The 18,585-nt window shown below is 39.2% G+C and carries 14 protein-coding genes; 7 read left to right on the top strand and 7 right to left on the bottom strand.

Annotated elements, in window-relative coordinates; genetic code table 11:
• Positions 1-817 precede the first annotated feature (817 nt).
• The 3 genes from BZG01_RS11780 to lpcA all read right to left on the bottom strand — a co-directional run bounded on the left by BZG01_RS11780 (position 818) and on the right by lpcA (position 4,517).
• Complete coding sequence (locus tag BZG01_RS11780) at positions 818-1,492, bottom strand: hypothetical protein (protein ID WP_101310039.1); 675 nt, start codon at positions 1,490-1,492, stop codon at positions 818-820.
• A gap of 706 nt (positions 1,493-2,198) precedes the next feature.
• Positions 2,199-3,737, bottom strand: a complete 1,539-nt coding sequence (locus tag BZG01_RS11775) for a YifB family Mg chelatase-like AAA ATPase (protein ID WP_101310038.1) — start codon at positions 3,735-3,737, stop codon at positions 2,199-2,201.
• Between the two features lie 204 nt (positions 3,738-3,941).
• Positions 3,942-4,517 carry a D-sedoheptulose 7-phosphate isomerase gene (gene lpcA / locus BZG01_RS11770; protein ID WP_101310037.1) on the bottom strand — a complete coding sequence of 192 codons (576 nt, stop codon included), beginning with the start codon at positions 4,515-4,517 and terminating at the stop codon, positions 3,942-3,944.
• A gap of 191 nt (positions 4,518-4,708) precedes the next feature.
• Between lpcA and BZG01_RS11765 the strand changes: the two genes are divergently transcribed.
• The 6 genes from BZG01_RS11765 to BZG01_RS11740 all read left to right on the top strand — a co-directional run bounded on the left by BZG01_RS11765 (position 4,709) and on the right by BZG01_RS11740 (position 11,123).
• On the top strand, positions 4,709-5,536 hold the full coding sequence (locus tag BZG01_RS11765; protein WP_101310036.1) for an ion transporter: 828 nt from the start codon (positions 4,709-4,711) through the stop codon (positions 5,534-5,536).
• A gap of 235 nt (positions 5,537-5,771) precedes the next feature.
• Positions 5,772-6,077 (top strand): hypothetical protein, encoded by a 306-nt coding sequence (locus BZG01_RS11760; RefSeq protein ID WP_101310035.1) that lies wholly within the window; start codon positions 5,772-5,774, stop codon positions 6,075-6,077.
• Positions 6,078-6,192: 115 nt separating this feature from the next.
• Positions 6,193-8,175 carry a DNA mismatch repair endonuclease MutL gene (mutL, locus tag BZG01_RS11755; RefSeq protein WP_101310034.1) on the top strand — a complete coding sequence of 661 codons (1,983 nt, stop codon included), beginning with the start codon at positions 6,193-6,195 and terminating at the stop codon, positions 8,173-8,175.
• Positions 8,176-8,269: 94 nt separating this feature from the next.
• Positions 8,270-9,091: a rhomboid family intramembrane serine protease gene (locus BZG01_RS11750; protein ID WP_101310033.1), complete on the top strand. Its 822-nt coding sequence runs from the start codon at positions 8,270-8,272 to the stop codon at positions 9,089-9,091.
• A gap of 21 nt (positions 9,092-9,112) precedes the next feature.
• A complete protein-coding gene (locus BZG01_RS11745) occupies positions 9,113-10,045 on the top strand; it encodes a rhomboid family protein (RefSeq protein WP_245870353.1) in 933 nt (310 codons plus the stop codon).
• A gap of 4 nt (positions 10,046-10,049) precedes the next feature.
• Positions 10,050-11,123, top strand: a complete 1,074-nt coding sequence (locus tag BZG01_RS11740; RefSeq protein WP_101310031.1) for an endonuclease/exonuclease/phosphatase family protein — start codon at positions 10,050-10,052, stop codon at positions 11,121-11,123.
• Between the two features lie 5 nt (positions 11,124-11,128).
• Here BZG01_RS11740 and BZG01_RS11735 read toward each other — a convergent pair whose 3' ends face one another.
• From BZG01_RS11735 to dnaE, 4 genes are all read right to left on the bottom strand, one after another.
• A complete protein-coding gene (locus BZG01_RS11735; protein ID WP_101310030.1) occupies positions 11,129-11,851 on the bottom strand; it encodes a toxin-antitoxin system YwqK family antitoxin in 723 nt (240 codons plus the stop codon).
• A 149-nt stretch (positions 11,852-12,000) separates the two neighbouring features.
• Complete coding sequence (locus BZG01_RS11730; protein WP_218973090.1) at positions 12,001-12,921, bottom strand: DUF58 domain-containing protein; 921 nt, start codon at positions 12,919-12,921, stop codon at positions 12,001-12,003.
• An 81-nt stretch (positions 12,922-13,002) separates the two neighbouring features.
• On the bottom strand, positions 13,003-13,320 hold the full coding sequence (gene trxA, locus BZG01_RS11725) for a thioredoxin (protein ID WP_101310028.1): 318 nt from the start codon (positions 13,318-13,320) through the stop codon (positions 13,003-13,005).
• 48 nt (positions 13,321-13,368) lie between these two features.
• The gene (dnaE, locus tag BZG01_RS11720; protein WP_101310027.1) at positions 13,369-17,745 is read right to left on the bottom strand and encodes a DNA polymerase III subunit alpha; all 4,377 of its coding nucleotides are present in this window, start codon (positions 17,743-17,745) and stop codon (positions 13,369-13,371) included.
• 291 nt (positions 17,746-18,036) lie between these two features.
• Here dnaE and BZG01_RS11715 point away from each other — a divergent pair, with 291 nt between their 5' ends.
• On the top strand, positions 18,037-18,582 hold the full coding sequence (locus tag BZG01_RS11715) for a 30S ribosomal protein S16 (protein WP_101310026.1): 546 nt from the start codon (positions 18,037-18,039) through the stop codon (positions 18,580-18,582).
• The last annotated feature ends 3 nt before the right edge of the window (positions 18,583-18,585 follow it).

Genomic DNA, 18,585 nt, shown 5'->3' with positions numbered 1-18,585 from the left:
ATGATAGTTCTATTTGTAAAAACACAACTAACAAAACAATAAAAAGAAAAAAATAATAATGGCATATGACCTTTATGCGACATAAAAAAAATATACCAACACAAAAGTTGATTTCAGAACAGGTTTACGAAGCAAAATTGGACAATAAAGAATCAAACTCAGGAATATGAACACTCATTAATACCTAAAAAAAAGGTGCTGCTGCCATTTTAGTGGAGATACCTAAATTGGGTTTGAATTTCACCAAAGATTCTTTCCATTTGATTTTAGATTTTAAAGCTCATTGAAGTATCACAAACTAAGATGCTAAGTAGTAAAACCACCCAGAAATTAGAATAACGATAATTCAAATTTTAGGTCTAAATAACTCCCTTTTAATAAAATTTAATTGTTGGCAAGATGAATCTAAAAATCCCCTTCATGAGATTTAGGGGTAAAAAGGCAAATCTGACTTCAGGTTTTAGGAAGAGTCACCTCCCATCCAGCCTAAATGCCGCTCAATTTCTTAAAAACTCCATTCCCATTTGCAGGAGACTGGTTTGAACGCCTCAAAGTGCATTCCCGCGTGGTGGCAATGCACTCCGAAGTCCCTAAACTGCATTCCCAAATTTGGGAGTCCACTTTGGAGCATCCGGTAGTGTGTTCCCAAATTTGGGAACACGGTCAGGAGGCTTCCGGATAAACAGCCCTTTTGCGGGAAGCTGCTTTGAGAGCTTCCGAGCCTGTTCCCAAAAAAAGGAGCGTAGTTTGAATCACTCAAACTGCGCTCCTCTCTGTGGGCATGCATTTCTGCCAGCGAAAACTTAATTTGCGCTTTTTACAATGCTTCAGCCTCGTTAACAACTTCCTCAGCCACCTTTTTCTTTCCACCCGATGGTTTTGGAAACAGACGATTGGCATGATTCTTTCCAAGTAACTTCACGGCATCCAAATAATTAAATTCGTACTGTTTACGCAATGCAGCCTGAGCCAGTTTCTCCCCGGCAAAAGCAGTATTCTCATCCGAAACAGCCACCTGATGCGCAGCTATCGCCTGCCGCGATGCATCAATTGCTGCACTTAAAATTTCAACATAGCTAAGCAAAGCGTGTCCTTCGCCCAACGATTGCAACCGAACCAATAACTGACCGGCTTTTTCAATTTCCTTGCTAAAAGAAGCATCGGTAATGTTCGATGGCGGCCCATCAGGGAATAAAACCTGATATACCGATCGGCCCGGAGTACTTCTATCGTATTGTTTGGCACTATCCGCCAAATTTTTAATGCTGTCGTCTAAAACACCATCATTTAACACAATAGCATCGTAGGCAGAATAGCGCAGCTTTACTTTTTCAGAACGAACATCAACTTTACTTTGCAGGTTTTCAATTTTAGGCTGTATGTTTCGAACCAAACTTTCGGCCCCCTTGGTTTGCTGACACAAACGCACGTGCCGTTCGCTATAACTAATGTGCGATTCGGAGGACATCTTGTCTCTTAATAATGTTGCCATAATTTAAATACTTAAAGATTATTTTATTACAATTCAATTGTTAACTATATCATCTAATTAAACAACCGATCTCTGCCCTGCCCCCTCAAAACAACACTCTTTCTGCAACGCATCATCCACTACTCCATCAATCGCTTTATATATTTTTTTATGATCGGATCAGTAAATGTAAAAACAATATATATGATAAGCAATTTGTTTTACAGATAAATTATGCGGTAAAATAGATTTTACCACCAACAAAAAAGCACACGCCATGGCATGCCCCTACAAACATTCAATCAAAACACATTCGTTCAAAACAATTACCAATCTATTCGGCAATGCCGTAGGGATACGACATGTCGTATCCGCAATTCAGATCATCGCATTCAACGCAATCCGAAATCATAAACCACAAAAAAGGTCACGCCATGGCATGACCCTACAATCAATAATTAAATGCAAAATATCCCGAAGGGATTACCTATTTATAGAAAAATGATTGTGTGAATATCGTGCGACTCCTTCGGAGTCGAATCATCTGGGCTTATTTTCTTGCTATAAATAGTTGAATCCGAAGGATTCAATCCTCCAATTTGAATTTGGATTTTGGCAAGTCCCCTTTAGGGGATTTAGGGGTTAATACATGAAAAGGTCACGCCATGGCATGACCCTACAAATATTCCTAATTCTTAATTCATAATTTTTAATTCATAATTACCCCCTATCCTCCCCAGCCATCACGATCCAAACTGCGGTACTGAATGGCTTCGGCTAAATGGTCGGTTTCGATGGCTTCAGAGCCTTCCAAGTCGGCAATGGTACGCGAAACTTTTAAAATGCGGTCGTAGGCGCGGGCCGAGAGTCCCACCTTTTCCATGGCGGTTTTTAGCAATTGGTTGCCGGCCTCGTTTGGCTGACAGTGTTTCCGCAGCAATTTCGAACTCATCTGGGCATTGCAATGAACGCCATCGTGCTCAGCAAATCGTTTCTCCTGAACCTGTCTGGCTTTTTCAACCCGCAGCCGAACCAATTCACTCTTTTCGGACAAGCGCTGATCGGATATTTTGTCGAACGAAACGGGAACTACTTCAATGTGAATATCAATACGATCTAAAAGCGGACCGCTAATTTTACTCAGGTATTTTTGCACCATTCCCGGCCCGCACAGGCAATCTTTATCGGGGTGGTTGTAGTAGCCGCACGGACAAGGATTCATGGAAGCAATCAGCATGGTGCTGGCAGGATATTCAATGGTACATTTAGCTCGTGATATGGTAATGGTTCTATCCTCCAAAGGTTGCCGCATCACCTCCAGCACGGTTCGTCTGAATTCGGGCAGCTCATCTAAAAACAGCACGCCATTGTGCGCCAAACTTATTTCGCCGGGTTGCGGAAATGTACCGCCGCCAACCAAAGCTACATCAGAGATTGTGTGGTGCGGCGATCGAAACGGCCTTTGTGTCATCAGGGCACTGTTTTTTTCCAAAGTTCCGGCCACCGAGTGTATTTTTGTTGTTTCCAATGCTTCCTGCAGCGTTAAGGGAGGCAAAATTCCTGAAATTCGTTTGGCCAGCATGGTTTTCCCTGCTCCCGGAGGCCCAATCATAATAATATTGTGTCCGCCGGCGGCGGCAATCTCCAAAGCACGTTTCACATTCTCCTGTCCTTTCACATCGGCAAAATCGTGGGGGAAATTATTTAAGTGCGCGTAAAATTCAGCCCGGGTGTCCACTTCGGTAGGTGGAATTACCAAATCACCTTTCAAAAATTCAATCACTTCCTTAATCGTATCGGCGCCAATTATTTTCAGCTTGTTAACAACAGCAGCTTCGCGTGCATTTGCTTTTGGCAAAATCAAACCTTCAAAACCTTCTTCGCGGGCCTGAATGGCCATAGGCAATACACCTTTAATGGGAACCAAACTGCCATCGAGCGATAATTCGCCCATAATAAGATATTTGTCAAGCACTTCGCAGTTAATTTGCTCGGTTGCTGTCAGTATTCCTATCGCCAAAGGCAAATCGTAAGCCGATCCTTCTTTTCGGATATCGGCGGGAGCCATATTAATAATGATCTTTTTACCGGGAATTTTGTAGCCAACTTCACGCAGGGCAGAATCTATTCGCTGCTGACTTTCCTTCACCGCATTATCGGGCAATCCCACCAAGGAAAAACGCACTCCGGGAAAAACATTTACTTCTATTGTTATTGTTGTGGCATGAATGCCATATACTGCACTTCCGTAGGTTTTAACAAGCATATTTATAAGTTTTACCAATAAACAAAATCAACCCGTGAATGTAACAATAATACACCAGCCAACCAAAACATAATCCAAATTATAAAACATTAAGATATCCCTGCTGTTCGGACACAAAAAAAAGGATGCCGCTACGACATCCTCTTGCTACACTTTTTTATCTGTGAAAAAAACTTCATTTCTCACATCTAATATCTACAATGCTTATTTCATTTTTGCTTCGATGTATTGAATCAGGCAATGAATTACTTTGATGTGTATTTCCTGCACCCTATCGGAATACTTTTCCCAAGGCACCCGAATTTCAACATCGCAAAGGGCAGCCATTTCACCTCCCGTTTTCCCGGTTAAACCAACAACAATCAGTCCTTTTTCTTTGGCTGCCTTTACTGCATTAATAATATTCGCTGAATTTCCCGAAGTACTGATTCCTAAAAATACATCTCCGTTTTGCCCCATTCCTTCCACATATCTCGAGAAAATATAATCGAAACCATAATCGTTTGCCACACAGGTAATATGACTGGCATCTGAAATGGCTACGGCCGGCATCGAAGGTCTGTCTCCTCGAAAACGACCCGTTAATTCCTCGGCAAAATGCATGGCATCGCACATCGAACCACCATTACCGCAGGAAATAATCTTTCCGCCGTTTTTTATGGATTTTGTCATTGCGTCACCTGCCGCTTCAATGGCTGAAAAATTAGCCTCATCGGCAATAAACTCATTCAAAACTTTTTGTGCATCCAAAAAGCTTTCTTTTATATCATTTATAATCATCTTGTTCAAATTTTATTCAAAAGTATAAAAAAAAGAGCAATGAGATTTACGAGATAAGGAGTCAGATTCATTCAACACTCAAGTTTTATATTATTTTAAGATTTCCCCGGCCATTTGACCGTTTGGCTTTTCAAGTTCTTTCCAGACTTTTTTAGTAAGTTTATGTTCTGAACCTCTAATCTCTTTCTTTCATGAGTATTACAAAAGACCGCCTTTACGAAATCATATTTGAGGCAGACACCAAACCGGGGAAAATATTCGATATTTCGCTGCTTATTGTTATTATTTTAAGCATCCTTTTAGTTGTTTTGGAAAGTGTGCCTTCCATCGAAAGAGATTATCACGATGTATTGAAACTTTCGGAATGGTTGATTACAGCAATCTTCTCTTTAGAATACATGCTGCGAATATGGATCGTTCAAAAACCCAAAGCCTATATCTTTAGTTTTTACGGCATTATCGATTTACTCTCGGTTCTACCATCCTACTTAGGCCTTGTAGTAGCTGGCACTCATGGCTTCATGGTAATCAGAGCTTTACGCTTGCTTCGGATTTTCCGGATTTTAAAACTCAACAGATATATTAAAGAGGGAGCTATTATTGTTCGCGCGCTTCGACAAAGCAGAATAAAAATATCCGTCTTTCTTTTTGCTGTTCTAACCATGGTCATCATCATCGGAACCATCATGTATTTGATTGAAGGCAGCGAAAACGGGTTCACCAGCATTCCCCGCGGCATTTATTGGGCAGTTGTTACGCTTACTACCGTTGGTTACGGCGATATTTCCCCGGCAACATCTCTTGGTCAGTTTTTTGCCAGCTTCGTAATGATTATTGGTTATGCCATCATCGCCGTTCCAACAGGAATCGTAACTGTTGAACTGAGCAAACAAAGTTCAAAAGCTGCATCGACTCAGGTTTGTCCAAATTGCTTGGCCGACAATCATACCGAAGATGCTCTGTACTGCAATCAGTGTGGTAAAAAGCTTAACCAGACCCAGTTCTTACAAAAGAAATAATTTTAAAACCCTACAAGCAAATATTGTTTTTTTTAGGATACATTAACTCATGGATGTGCAATTGGAGGAAAAATAAATTCAGAAAAAATCGATATATTTGTATGTCTTTTTAGACGAAAAGTATTGCTTGTATTGAATCTTTTGCTTTGGATGGGCAATTTTCCAAATTGAACAGCAGAAGCATTCAAATTATACCTACAACATTACACTTTTAACTGGTATAAAACATTTTATCATGGGATTTACAAGTTTTTTTAAAAAACCTCAATACAAAAGATTTAATATTCAACCCAGATATTGGGATCCTGCAAAAGAAGCAAGAGAAGACAGAGAAAAAAGGATACGAGGAGAACTGGGTTTGAAGGATGAAAATGAACCATACATCCCCAACATAAAAGGACGAATGAAAAGTGAACTGCGTCATGGTCACTTCGATTCTAATGGCTCTAGAAACAAATCGAACATTAGATTGTTAATTATCTTTGTCTTGCTTGCACTGGCAACTTACATTTACCTTTATGGATGGAATGGAGTCATTTAAATTTCTCCTTTTCTAAAATTTATTTTTGTCTCTTTTTCAGAATTTCTGAAATCAGACAATTTAAATTTCACCCAACACGTTACTAGAAAGTTAAACTTTAGAAGTAGAAATTTATATGTCGGATTTGATACAGATTCTGCCTGACAATGTAGCCAATCAAATTGCTGCAGGTGAGGTAGTTCAAAGACCAGCTTCAGTTGTAAAAGAGCTTGTGGAGAATGCCATTGATGCTGGAGGTAACTCTATAAAAATCAACTTAAAAGATGCTGGAAGAACATTAATTCAGGTAATTGATAATGGATGTGGTATGTCCGTTACCGATGCGCGCCTTGCTTTTGAACGGCATGCAACTTCTAAAATCCGAAAAGCGAAAGATCTGTTTGCCATTCGAACCATGGGTTTTCGGGGCGAAGCACTTGCCTCTATTGCGGCAATTGCCAATGTTGAATTAAAAACCAAACGAACCGAAGACGAATTAGGGACTCACATTGTTATTAGTGGTTCCGAAGCAATTTCTCAGGAAGTTTCGGCTTGCAGCGATGGAAGTAATTTCATTGTTAAAAACCTCTTTTTTAATGTTCCAGCCCGTCGAAAATTCTTAAAGGCCAATTCTACCGAACTTCGCAATATCATTACCGAATTTCATCGAATCGTGCTTTCACATCCCGAAATTGCCTTTCAACTTCTTCACAACGACACAGAAATATACAACCTGCCTGCCAGTCATATCCGCCAACGAATTATCAATGTTTTTGGCAAAGGTATGAACCAAAGGTTAATCAGTATAAATACCAGCACAAGCATTGTTAAATTGACTGGTTTTATCGGGAAACCGAAAAATGCCAAACGAAATTTAGGGGAACAATTCTTTTTTGTGAACAACCGCTACATGCGGCACCCTTATTTTCACAAAGCAATTATGCAGGCTTACGATAAAATACTGCCGCCTGAAACCATACCGCCTTACTTTATCTTTTTTGAAGTCGATCCACAGATTATTGATATCAATATTCATCCGACCAAAACAGAAATTAAGTTTGAGGACGAAAGAGCAATCTATCAAATTATTCAGGCATCTATCCGGGAGGCCTTGGGTAAATTTAATATTGTGCCTTCCATCGATTTTGATGAAGACAACAGTTTGGAGATTCCTGTAGCCGACAGCAATGCCGATATTGAGGCTCCAATGATTAAGGTGAATCCTGAATTCAACCCTTTCGAAGCAGATTTGAACTACAACCCTTTTGATGGAGAAAAAAGCTACAATCCTTTTGACGAGGAACGAAGATCTTTTGAATCGAACCAATTCTATCAGGAATTTAAAGCGAAAACACCTCCTCAGCAAAGTGGAGGTACCAGAAAGCCAGTACCCGAAAAATGGGAGACTCTATACGAAGAACCTTCTAAAAGAGAGTCGGATGAGAAATTAAATCAGGCGAAAATTGATCGGGAAAATATTCCGGATTATTTTCAGCCGCAAAAACCGCCGGAAGAATTTGTGCAAAAAAAACTGCATCCGCAGGAACAAATTCAGAAAGCAAAGAATTTTTTTCAGCTAAAAAACAAATACATATTAACACCCATTCGCTCCGGCTTGATGATCATCGATCAGCGTAAAGCACATGAGCGCATTTTATTTGAAAAATTCATCAATTCGTTGGAAAATCATCAAGGAATTGCTCAGCAAACTTTATTCCCGCAAACCATAGAACTCAATGCTTCGGATTACACTCTTTTACAGGTAATTATTGAAGATGTAAGAGCCTTGGGGTTTGACATCAGGGAATTTGGGAAGAAAACCTTTGTGATTAATGGAACTCCGGCTGATATACACAATTGCGAGCCAAAAGAATTGGTTGAAAACCTGCTGGCGAACTACAAGTCGAACCAAATGGATGTGAAACTAAAAATTCGCGAAAATCTGGCAAAAGCTTTGGCAAAAGCATCGGCTTTAAATTATGGAAAAACCCTCTCGAATGAGGAAATGAGTTCAATAATCGATCAACTTTTTGCCTGTTCAACTCCTAATTTCACCCCCGATGGAAAAGCAATTATTTCGGTTCTTGAATCTCAGGAATTGGAAAGCAGATTTAAATAGGGTGACAATCTGTCTTAGATTTGTTAATCACACGCACAAATTATAAATTGGTCTGACTATTGTTAGCTAAAAGGAAATATTAAAATAAATTCGAATGAGTCAATTCAGATCTTCACTATTAAATCTCCCTCCGGTTGTAAAAAACCTGATAATTATAAATGTGCTAGTCCTGCTCGGAACCATGGTAATCGGCGACCGGTTTGGCTTTAGTATGGATAATCTTTTTGCTTTGCACCAGCCGGCATCAGAATATTTCAAACCACATCAGTTCATTACGCATATGTTTATGCATGGAGGAATAGGTCATTTATTTTTTAATATGTTTGCCCTGTTCATGTTTGGCCGTGTGCTGGAACAAGTTTGGGGATCAAAACGTTTTTTACTGTACTACATGATAACAGGACTTGGTGCGGCTGCACTTCACACATTTGTAGGATTGCTTGACTATTCCTCAATGAAAGCTGCTGCAAATGCTTTTGCAAATACTCCAACGCCTGATTTAATGCTGCAGTTTATTCGTGAGCACATGGGGCCGGTTAAGCCTTGGGTTACCGATTTTGTAAACAGCTGGGCTGAGCATCCTAATAATGCCTTTGATACTCAAAAGGCCATTGCCATGGTAAACCAAATGATTACTGAAAACATTAATGTTCCCACAATTGGTGCTTCAGGAGCGGTATTCGGAATTCTGCTGGCTTTTGGTATGCTGTTCCCAAACACTGAGCTGATGCTTTTATTCCCTCCTATTCCAATCAAAGCAAAGTATTTTGTAATTGGTTACGGTGCTGTTGAATTATTTATGGGCTTTCGACATGTAAGTGGTGATAACGTTGCCCATTTCGCTCACTTAGGCGGCATGTTATTTGGATTTATCCTGATAAAGTATTGGCAGAAGAATTCAAACCGATTTTATTAATAGTTAAATGATTGATATTTCATGAGCATGAATTTCAACAATCCATATCAGTCTTATTCCCACCAAAGTATTTGGGACGGAATTAAAGACTCATTCAAAGAAGGAAGTAATTTAACAAGACTGATCTACGTCAACTTTGGTGTTTTTCTGATTGTTAAAATTGTAGGCGTACTTACCTTTCTTTTTAATCTGGAACCTTCGCAAGTTCCATTCCTTGTGCACTGGTTATCGGTACCTGCCGAAACCAATGCATTACTAAGCAGACCCTGGACAGTGTTTACCTACATGTTTTTGCATGAAGGATTTCTGCATATACTAATGAATATGCTTTGGTTATTCTGGTTTGGAAGAATTTTCCTAAGCTATTTGGATCAGAAAAAACTGGTAAGCATTTATTTGATTGGCGGTTTAACCGGTGCTGCAACCTATATATTTGCCTACAATCTCTTTCCTGTTTTCGAAAGTGTTCGATTTGGATCGTATGCTCTTGGAGCTTCGGCTTCGGTTATGGCAGTTGTTTTTGCTACGGTAATTTATACTCCAAACCATGTTGTTCATCTCATGTTTATTGGTCCCGTTAAAATTAAGCACATCGCCTTATTTTTTATTGCTACAGATATACTGAGCATTCCAATGGGTAATGCAGGTGGTCATATTGCTCATTTAGGCGGTGCTTTTTATGGCTGGTTGTTCATTAATCAGCTTCGTAAGGGTAAAGATATTTCGTCTGGATTTAATTCACTTATGGATTCGTTTTTTGGTCTTTTTAAGAAAAGAAAAATGAAAGTAAGTTATAAGAACACCCAGAAAATGGACGATAAAGAGTACAACAAAGCAAAAAAACAACATCAGGAACACTTAGATGCTATATTGGAGAAAATTGCGAAATCAGGATACGACAGTCTAAGCAAAGAAGAAAAAGAAATCCTTTTTAAATCCAGTAACCGAAAGTAATAACTTGAAGAACTTTCTGCACAAATCACTTGTTATTTTTAGTCTGATATTTTCAGGCTCACTTTTGATTTCCTATCTGGCAGCTTACATTAACCCCGATAACTTTTGGCCGCCAGCCTTTTGGGGATTGGCCTATCCTTATCTGCTGGCTATTAATATTTTATTTTCTATTTATTGGATGGTCAGAAGGCGCTGGAGTTTTTTAATTCCTCTTTTGGTCATTCTAATTGGTTATCAGTCTTTTTCCAACTTCATCCAATTTAACTTCTCCGGCGAATCTAAAAACGATGAGAATGCCATTAAGGTTTTAAGTTACAATGTGCGCTCCTTTGATATTTACAAATGGACAAAAGATCCCAAAACACCATCAAATATCATACAACTCTCTAAAGATCTTGGAGCTGGAATTATTTGTTTTCAAGAATTTAGAACTACAAAATCAGGTTTGCTCTCGATTAGTAATTTAAAAAAAGAATTGAACGCGAAAAATTCAATCAGAAGCAAGCATGGAACTGGTGTCGCAATCTTCTCCCGATATCCAATTATCCACCATGGAGAAATTAATTTTGAGAAGGGAAATTTATGCAGCGCTGTTTTTGCAGATTTACAAATTGGGAAAAAAATACTTCGTGTTTATAATCTTCACTTGGAGTCGAACCGTTTTGCAGGTAAAAATTACGAATTCATCAACAAAAAAGAGTTCAAAGCTGATGAGCAGGAATTAAACGAACTTAAAGACATTTCCTTCCGGTTGCGTTATGCATTTATCCGCAGAGCCAAACAAGCCCAAATAATTCGGGCACATATCGATAAATCGCCTCATCCTACAATTGTTTGCGGCGATTTTAACGACACACCTCAATCTTTTACCTATAAAACTTTGAGTGATCAGTTTAGCGACTGTTTTAAAGACAAAGGCAGTGGAATCAGCACAACTTATGCAGGAGATTTTCCATCGTTCAGGATTGATTATATTCTTCATGATGAGCATACAATCTGCAGCGAGTATCAGAGAATCAAAAAACAATACTCCGATCATTTTCCTATTCTATCCAAACTCTCCTTTGTTAAAGAATAAGCTTTTTATTTCATAATAATCTGGAATTCTCGCTGAGAAACGTTGATATTGTGATCCTGCGTTTGGTATTTTGCAACAATATTCAATGTGGTATCAAGTCCTGCAGCACGATTGTAAGGAATTTCGAACCGTGCCAACCCGCCTTTTGCATAAAGAGGCTTGGCTGCAAATGGAATGTATTTGTCTTCCATTAAATCGGTAATGTAGAAAATCACATTTTTAGAGTAATTACTTAGTGACAATGTTAAAACCACAACATCTTCCTTCACAAATTTCTGAATTTCGATACCTGGAAAACCAGTCCGCAAACTTCCATCCTGCCTGTATTCTTTCAAACCAATACCAGGCTGGCCTTTCATATAAGGAGTTTCAGCCCAGATATTACCATTGGAATAGTATTTCTTCTGCACACCATTCTTTTCATCTTTGTGATAGGGAGTAAGACTATACAATTTGCCGTTTTTATGGAATTTTTTGGCAATGCCGCTCTTCTGGTCATCAACATACATGATTTCATCACTCAACTCGCCTGAAGGATAATAAATTTTACAGACGCCATGCCGCACACCATTTCGAAAAGTAATTTCGGCAGTTAATCTGTTCGCATCATCATACTGCTTAACAACTCCATTTTCCACATAAGGTTCCTTCGAACTTACCGATTTCCCTCTCTTTTGCTCGCAGGCAAACAGCAAAACCAATCCGAATAGGCAAATCCAATTTTTCATTTAGGGAGTTCTCTGCGTGTTAGAAATTATTGAGTGTTTCATAAAAATACTGCAAAGGTATGGAAGATGAAAATTATTCATCAACAAATAAACAGTAAATAAATGGAAGGTAAGTCTTTGGTCAAATTTAGTAATGAGGAATGCCAGCTTTACATTATTTTTTTTCTTTTCAGTAAATAAGCCTTAAGAATGGTATGAAATTCTTTGCGGATGTCTGCTTCAACATAATCAATCGCAAATTGTCCGCACAAAATCTCTAATTCTGTAAAGAACTCTTTCTGCTTTTGACTGTATAAATTTCTAATATCCGAAGGATTTAATTTTATGCTTTCTCCTGTTTCCAAATCAATAAACTGACTGGGGTGATTTGCAAAATTAAACTCATTTTCGAATTCTTTATCCCGAATAGAAAAGAGTAAAACCTCGTGCTTATTGAAGCGTAAATGCTGTAACGATTCCAAAATCTCCTTAGGCGTTTCATCCCCCATAAAATCAGAAAAAACAATTACGAGTGAACGCTTATGCAATCCTTCGGCAAGCTTGTGTAATGTATCCGAAATTTTGGTTTCCCTATTTTTATCAATTCCTTCTCTGTTATAGAGTTTGCCTAAATGAGCATAAAGCAAATGTGCATGAGTATTAGAAAGTTTTGCCGGAGTAAGGATATCTATTTTATCGGAGAAGGTACACAAGCCAACTGCGTCTCGTTGTTTTCGCAATAAGTGAACCAAAGCGGCCGCACAAAGTACCGAAAATCCCAATTTGGTTTGGTGTTTTTGCTGATAAGGAAACAGCATTGAAGAAGAGGTGTCTACAACAATATGAGCCCTAAGGTTCGTTTCTTCCTCAAATTGTTTTACAAACAGCTTATCGCTTCGTGCGTATAGCTTCCAATCGATGTGTTTGGTTGACTCCCCTTTATTGTAAAGTCGGTGTTCAGCAAACTCTACCGAAAATCCATGATACGGACTTCGGTGCAAACCAATTAAAAATCCTTCAACAATCTGCTTGGCCAAAAGCTCCAGATTATCAAATTCTTCGAATTGTATCAGGTCTGAGAGTTGCTTCAAAAAAATCTATTTTGAATGTGAACAAAGAAAAAAAAGGCATAGAAAGAATCTCTCTATGCCCAAATATTTTGCAATCAACACTTACAATAAAGCGTCAATTTTTTCAGCAAGACTTGATTTTGGAACAGCACCAACTTGTTTGTCCACAATTTCACCACCTTTAAAGAAAAGAATAGTAGGAATATTACGAATTCCAAATTTTGCAGAAGTAGCAGGACTACTGTCAACATCCATTTTTGTAACTACAACTTTACCGTCGTAATCATTAGAAAGTTCGTCTACAATTGGGCCAACCATTCTACAAGGGCCACACCATTCGGCCCAGAAATCAACCAATACAGGCTTATCTGATTTCAACACAACCTCTTCGAAATTAGCATCGTTTACTGCAATTGTCATGGTAATCTATTTTTAATTGTTTTGAATTTTATTATTTACCCGTGCAAGTTAATTAATTTTGAATTCAATATCAGAATTATTTTTAAAATATTCGATCAATTCATTGGAAAGGTTTACCCTACAAGTTCTTGAGAACATTTTCACCCTCACATTTCTATCATCAGTGATTACAAAATTCACTTTCAAATTCCCCTTGTTCCCCTCCATACAACTTGCCATTTCGGTTACTAATTCATCTGAGAGACTGCTTACCGGAATCTCAATGGTAACCTCTTTCACCCGCTTCTCCATTACCTCGGAAAGCAGGTTTATTCCTTTAACTTTAAACTCCAATTCGGTAGAACCTCGTGGCCAGGACCGGGTTTGTACCCTCCCGTTTATAAATACCGATAAACCTTCAATAAAATAATTGCTGTATTCCACAAAATCTTTAGCAAAGAAAGCCATTTCAAACGAGCCTGTGAAATCTTCAATGTTAACAATTGCAAAAGGATTGCCGTTTTTTGTAGTTCCCCGACGAATGGCAGTTACCATTCCTGCAATATTTACATCCTTATCCTTAAAATTTACAATATCCGCTGACAACTGTGTTAAAGATGCATTACAGAAGGAATCAATTTCCAATCTGTAATCATCAAGTGGATGAGCGGACAGGTAAATTCCAATTAACTCTTTCTCCTTATTCAAGCGCTCCAGCTTATTCCACTCTGCACATTCAGGAATTTTTGGCGGTGTAACCACATAATCTTCTACATCGCCGAATAAAGTTTGCTGCGAATTGTCTTTTTCTGCCTGAAGTTTGTTTCCATACTTCACCAAATATTCCATAAAGGTAACATCGGTTTCATCTGGATGAAAGTATTGACTCCGCTTTAATCCGAAGCTATCGAAACCTCCCGACATGGCAAGATTTTCAAGAGTTCTCTTATTTACCGATCTTAAGTTTACCCGCTCTATAAAATCAAAAATATTTTTGAACGGACCATTTTTTCTTTCTTTAATAATATCATCAACAGCTTGCTCTCCAACTCCTTTCACCCCAGCCATACCAAAACGAATTGCACCTTCTTTGTTTACTGTAAACCGGGCATAGGATTCATTCACATCAGGTCCTAACACAGGCATTCCCATTCGCCTGCACTCATCCATAAAAATAGTCACTTTCGTGATATCAGATAAGTTACGGCTAAGCACCGCCGCCATAAATTCAGCTGGATAATGCGCCTTTAGGAAACCCGTTTGATAAGCGATATAAGCATAACAAACCGAGTGAGACTTATTAAAAGCATATTTTGCAAATGCCTCCCAATCGGACCAAATTTTTTCAATCAGTTTATCTGCCTTAACGTTATCGCCGCCAACGCCTTCCATAAACTTAGGATTGTCATGACATCCATTAATAAACTCTACCTTCAGCTTATCCATCATGGCAATCTGTTTTTTACCCATCGCCTTACGCAAAGTATCCGACATGCCTCGGGTAAATCCACCCAAAGCGCGGGATTGAAGCATCACCTGCTCCTGATAAACCGTAATTCCATACGTATCCTTCAGGTAATCCTCCATAATTGGATGATCGTAAGCAATCTCCTCTTCCCCGTTTTTCCTTCGGGTAAACGAAGGAATGTATTCCATTGGTCCCGGACGATATAAAGCATTCATCGCAACCAAATCTTCAAAACGGTTCGGTTTTAGAGCCCGAAGGTGTTTCTTCATTCCCGGAGACTCGAACTGAAATATAGCCGTAGTTTCTCCCCGGCTAAACATCTGGAAAGTCTCTTCATTCTCAAGATCTACATTGTTGATATCAACATCAATACCCTTAGACAGCTTTACATTGGCCAGTACTTCTTTAATGATGGATAATGTTTTCAGTCCAAGGAAGTCCATCTTTAGCAGACCAATATCTTCCACAAAACGACCATCGTACTGCGTTGTCAACAGATCTTCTCCTTTGGTAGGCATAACCGGCAAGTGCTCGTCCAGAGGATTTTTTCCAATCAAAATACCGCAGGCATGCACTCCGGTTTGTCTTACCGATCCTTCCAGAGACTCGGCAAATTTGATTGTTTGGGCGATGAGCGGATTCGGAGAATTTTTTTCATCCAAAAGAGCAGGCTCTTCTGCGTATGCTTTTTTAAAGCTCATCTTGGGCGCTTCGGGCACCAGTTTGGTCAGGCGGATGGCTTCTGCTAATTCTAAACCCAATACACGCGCTACATCCTTAATAGAACTTTTGGTAGCCATTGTACCAAAGGTGCAGATATGAGCTACTTTATCGTGTCCATATTTATCCGTTACATAATCCAACACTTCCTGTCGACCATCGTCATCAAAGTCAATATCCACATCGGGCATCGAGATACGATCGGGATTTAGGAAACGCTCGAACAGCAAATCATATTTTATGGGATCAACATCAGTAATACCAATGCTGTAAGCTACCACAGCACCGGCGGCCGAACCACGTCCCGGACCTACGATCACACCGTTATTTTTTGCCCAATTAATAAAATCCTGTGTTATCAGGAAATATCCGGGGAAACCCATTGTTTTAATGGTGTTCAACTCAAAATTCAGGCGCTCAATTATATGATCTTCCAGAGTATCGCCATAACGTTTTTTCGCACCTTCGAATGCAAGATGTTCCAGGTAGTCCGCCTCTAACTTAATTGGCAGCACCTTATCATAACCTCCAAGCTTCTCATAACGCTCCTCTTCAAACTCCTTAATAAGTGTTGTTTCGTCGTATTTCTCTTTATAGTCTTCCAGAGTGCCGAATTCTTCAGGTATGTCAAATGAAGGCATTATGGGATTGGAATTTAATTCAAAAGCCTCCACTTTTTCAGCAATCTCCATGGTATTTGCAAGTGCATCCGGCACATCAGCAAAGAGCTCATTCATCTCTTCGCTTGTTTTAAACCATTCCTGCTTGGTGTAACGCATGCGTGTACTATCATCGTAATCACGCCCTGTATTTAGGCACACAAGTACATCGTGAGCTTCGGCATCTTCGGGATTAACAAAATGGGAATCATTCGTGGCAATCACTTTAACACCAAGTTCTGCTCCCAATCTACGAATCACTTTATTCACTCTCACCTGATTTTCCCAAACATCGCTCTTTAAGCGTGGGTCATTGTTGGGATGACGCATAATCTCAAGGTAATAATCCTTATCAAAAACATCCTTAAACCAAAGAATAGTTTCTCTTGCCTTATCAATATTACCGCCCATGATGTGCTGCGCAACTTCACCACCCAGGCAAGCACTACTTACAATTAGTCCTTCGCTGTATTCTTCAAGTAAATCCTTGTCGATACGTGGTTTGTAATACATCCCGTCGATGTGGGCAATAGATGTTAACTTTAAAAGATTCTGATATCCTTTATAGTTTTTAGCCAGTAAAATAATGTGATAACCTGACCCATCCCCTTTATTTTCTTTTATTAAATGTCCCCGTCTTGCCATATAGGCTTCAACACCAATAATTGGTTTGATGCCAACTCTGCCACAGGCAACGTGAAACTCTTTTACTCCAAACATACTGCCATGATCGGTAATTGCAACAGCCGGCATACCGTCTTCCTTGGCTTTGGCTGCAATATCAGCTGTTTTGGCTGCTCCATCGAGTATGGAATACTGAGAATGAACATGCAAATGAACAAAAGCCTGTGGAATGATATTCTTTGCAGCCTCGTGTCTCTTGCGCTCTTCTTCTTCAATGGAAATTTCGTCGAAAGCAGTATTGACCTTAAAAGATTCGTATTCGATACCTACCAACTTAATAGCATCGGGATTGTTGAGTTTAAAGGCTTGAATCTGCTCCAAAGACATTTTCAGAAGTTCGGATCTTAGTCCGTCGACCCGAATCAACTCCAGAAAACAACGGGAAGTAGCCTCCACATCGGCAGCAGCATTATGAGCTTCAGCAAAAGGAACACCAAACAGCTTCATATGAAGTTCGGTAAGAGTAGGATTTTTTAGCTGGCCTTTGCGTTTCAAATCACAATATTCCTTACTGCCGGTCATTGTATCAAGAGCAGACACCGAAATAAGCTCCTGTTCGTTCATCTCACAACGCAGCAGTTCACAGCCTGCTATATTTATATCGAAGGAAACATTGTGTCCGACAACATACTTCGATTTCCTGACATCCTCCATAAAGTCAAGCAGGGCTTCATTGAGCGGAATTCCTTTTTCCAGAGCTATTTCAGTTGAAATACCATGCACCGCCACTACATCTTCAGGAATAGTAAAGCCTTCAGGTATGATAACATGATTTTTAGCAAAGAGAAATTTCCCCTCCATATCATGACATTGCCAAGCCAGCTGCACCATGCGCGGCCAGTTGTCAAAATCACTTAACGGTGCTTTCCATTTTTTTGGTAAGCCTGTAGTTTCTGTATCAAATATTAAAAACATCTCAGTATCAGAATTATTATAGTTATGCCTTTAAATGAGTGGCGATTTGCGAAGATTTAAGGAATTCATCCAAGCAAAATTAGTAAATATAGACGTACTATTCTTTCTAAATTACCAACATCTGTATAATATGGTAAAGGGCTTGTATGCAACATTCTTATATACATGAGTATTAGACTATGAAATAATCTTTTTAAGCGCTGTTTTTAATCAAAAATAAAATAGTATCTTTGTCGCGCTTATAAATCGTGGTATGTATACCACAACTTATTCATTTATTAAAATAAAGTTATGCCAGTAAAAATCAGACTAGCTAGACACGGTCGTAAAAGAAACGCATTCTACCACATTGTGGTAGCAGATAGCAGATCACCACGTGATGGTAAATACATTGAGCGTATTGGATCTTACAATCCAAACACCAATCCTGCTACAATTAACCTGGATTTTGACAAAGCTGTTAACTGGCTTGGAAACGGTGCTCAGCCTACTGACACTGCAAGAGCAATTTTATCTTACGAAGGTGTAATGATGAAAAGACACTTGCTTGCCGGTGTGAAAAAAGGAGCTTTTGATGAAGCTGCTGCTGAAGTAAAATTCGAAGCTTGGAAAAAAGAGAAAGAAGCAAAAATCAACGCTAAGAAAGAAGGTCTTTCGAAAAATGCTGATGATGCATCGAAAGCTCGTTTAGAAGCTGAAGCTAAAATTAGCGCAAACAGAGCAGAAGCTATCGCTAAGAGAGCTGCTGATGCTGAAGCTGCTGCCAAAGCTGAAGAAGCTGGAGCAACTAGCGAAGAGGCTGCAACTGAAGAAGGTTCAGAAGAAACTGAAGCTTAATAT

The organism is Labilibaculum manganireducens (assembly GCF_002843385.1).
In the GTDB taxonomy this organism is placed as follows: Bacteria; Bacteroidota; Bacteroidia; order Bacteroidales; family Marinifilaceae; genus Labilibaculum; species Labilibaculum manganireducens.
This window is presented reverse-complemented; position numbering and strand designations above follow the sequence as displayed.

Coding starts and splice junctions, on each gene's coding strand:
- BZG01_RS11715 (WP_101310026.1), top strand. CDS start 18,037: ATGCCAGTAAAAATCAGACTAGCTAGACACGGTCGTAAAAGAAACGCA.
- BZG01_RS11750 (WP_101310033.1), top strand. CDS start 8,270: ATGAGTCAATTCAGATCTTCACTATTAAATCTCCCTCCGGTTGTAAAA.
- BZG01_RS11745 (WP_245870353.1), top strand. CDS start 9,113: ATGAGCATGAATTTCAACAATCCATATCAGTCTTATTCCCACCAAAGT.
- BZG01_RS11780 (WP_101310039.1), bottom strand. CDS start 1,492: ATGGCAACATTATTAAGAGACAAGATGTCCTCCGAATCGCACATTAGT.
- lpcA (WP_101310037.1), bottom strand. CDS start 4,517: ATGATTATAAATGATATAAAAGAAAGCTTTTTGGATGCACAAAAAGTT.
- BZG01_RS11760 (WP_101310035.1), top strand. CDS start 5,772: ATGGGATTTACAAGTTTTTTTAAAAAACCTCAATACAAAAGATTTAAT.
- trxA (WP_101310028.1), bottom strand. CDS start 13,320: ATGACAATTGCAGTAAACGATGCTAATTTCGAAGAGGTTGTGTTGAAA.
- mutL (WP_101310034.1), top strand. CDS start 6,193: ATGTCGGATTTGATACAGATTCTGCCTGACAATGTAGCCAATCAAATT.
- dnaE (WP_101310027.1), bottom strand. CDS start 17,745: ATGTTTTTAATATTTGATACAGAAACTACAGGCTTACCAAAAAAATGG.
- BZG01_RS11775 (WP_101310038.1), bottom strand. CDS start 3,737: ATGCTTGTTAAAACCTACGGAAGTGCAGTATATGGCATTCATGCCACA.
- BZG01_RS11765 (WP_101310036.1), top strand. CDS start 4,709: ATGAGTATTACAAAAGACCGCCTTTACGAAATCATATTTGAGGCAGAC.
- BZG01_RS11735 (WP_101310030.1), bottom strand. CDS start 11,851: ATGAAAAATTGGATTTGCCTATTCGGATTGGTTTTGCTGTTTGCCTGC.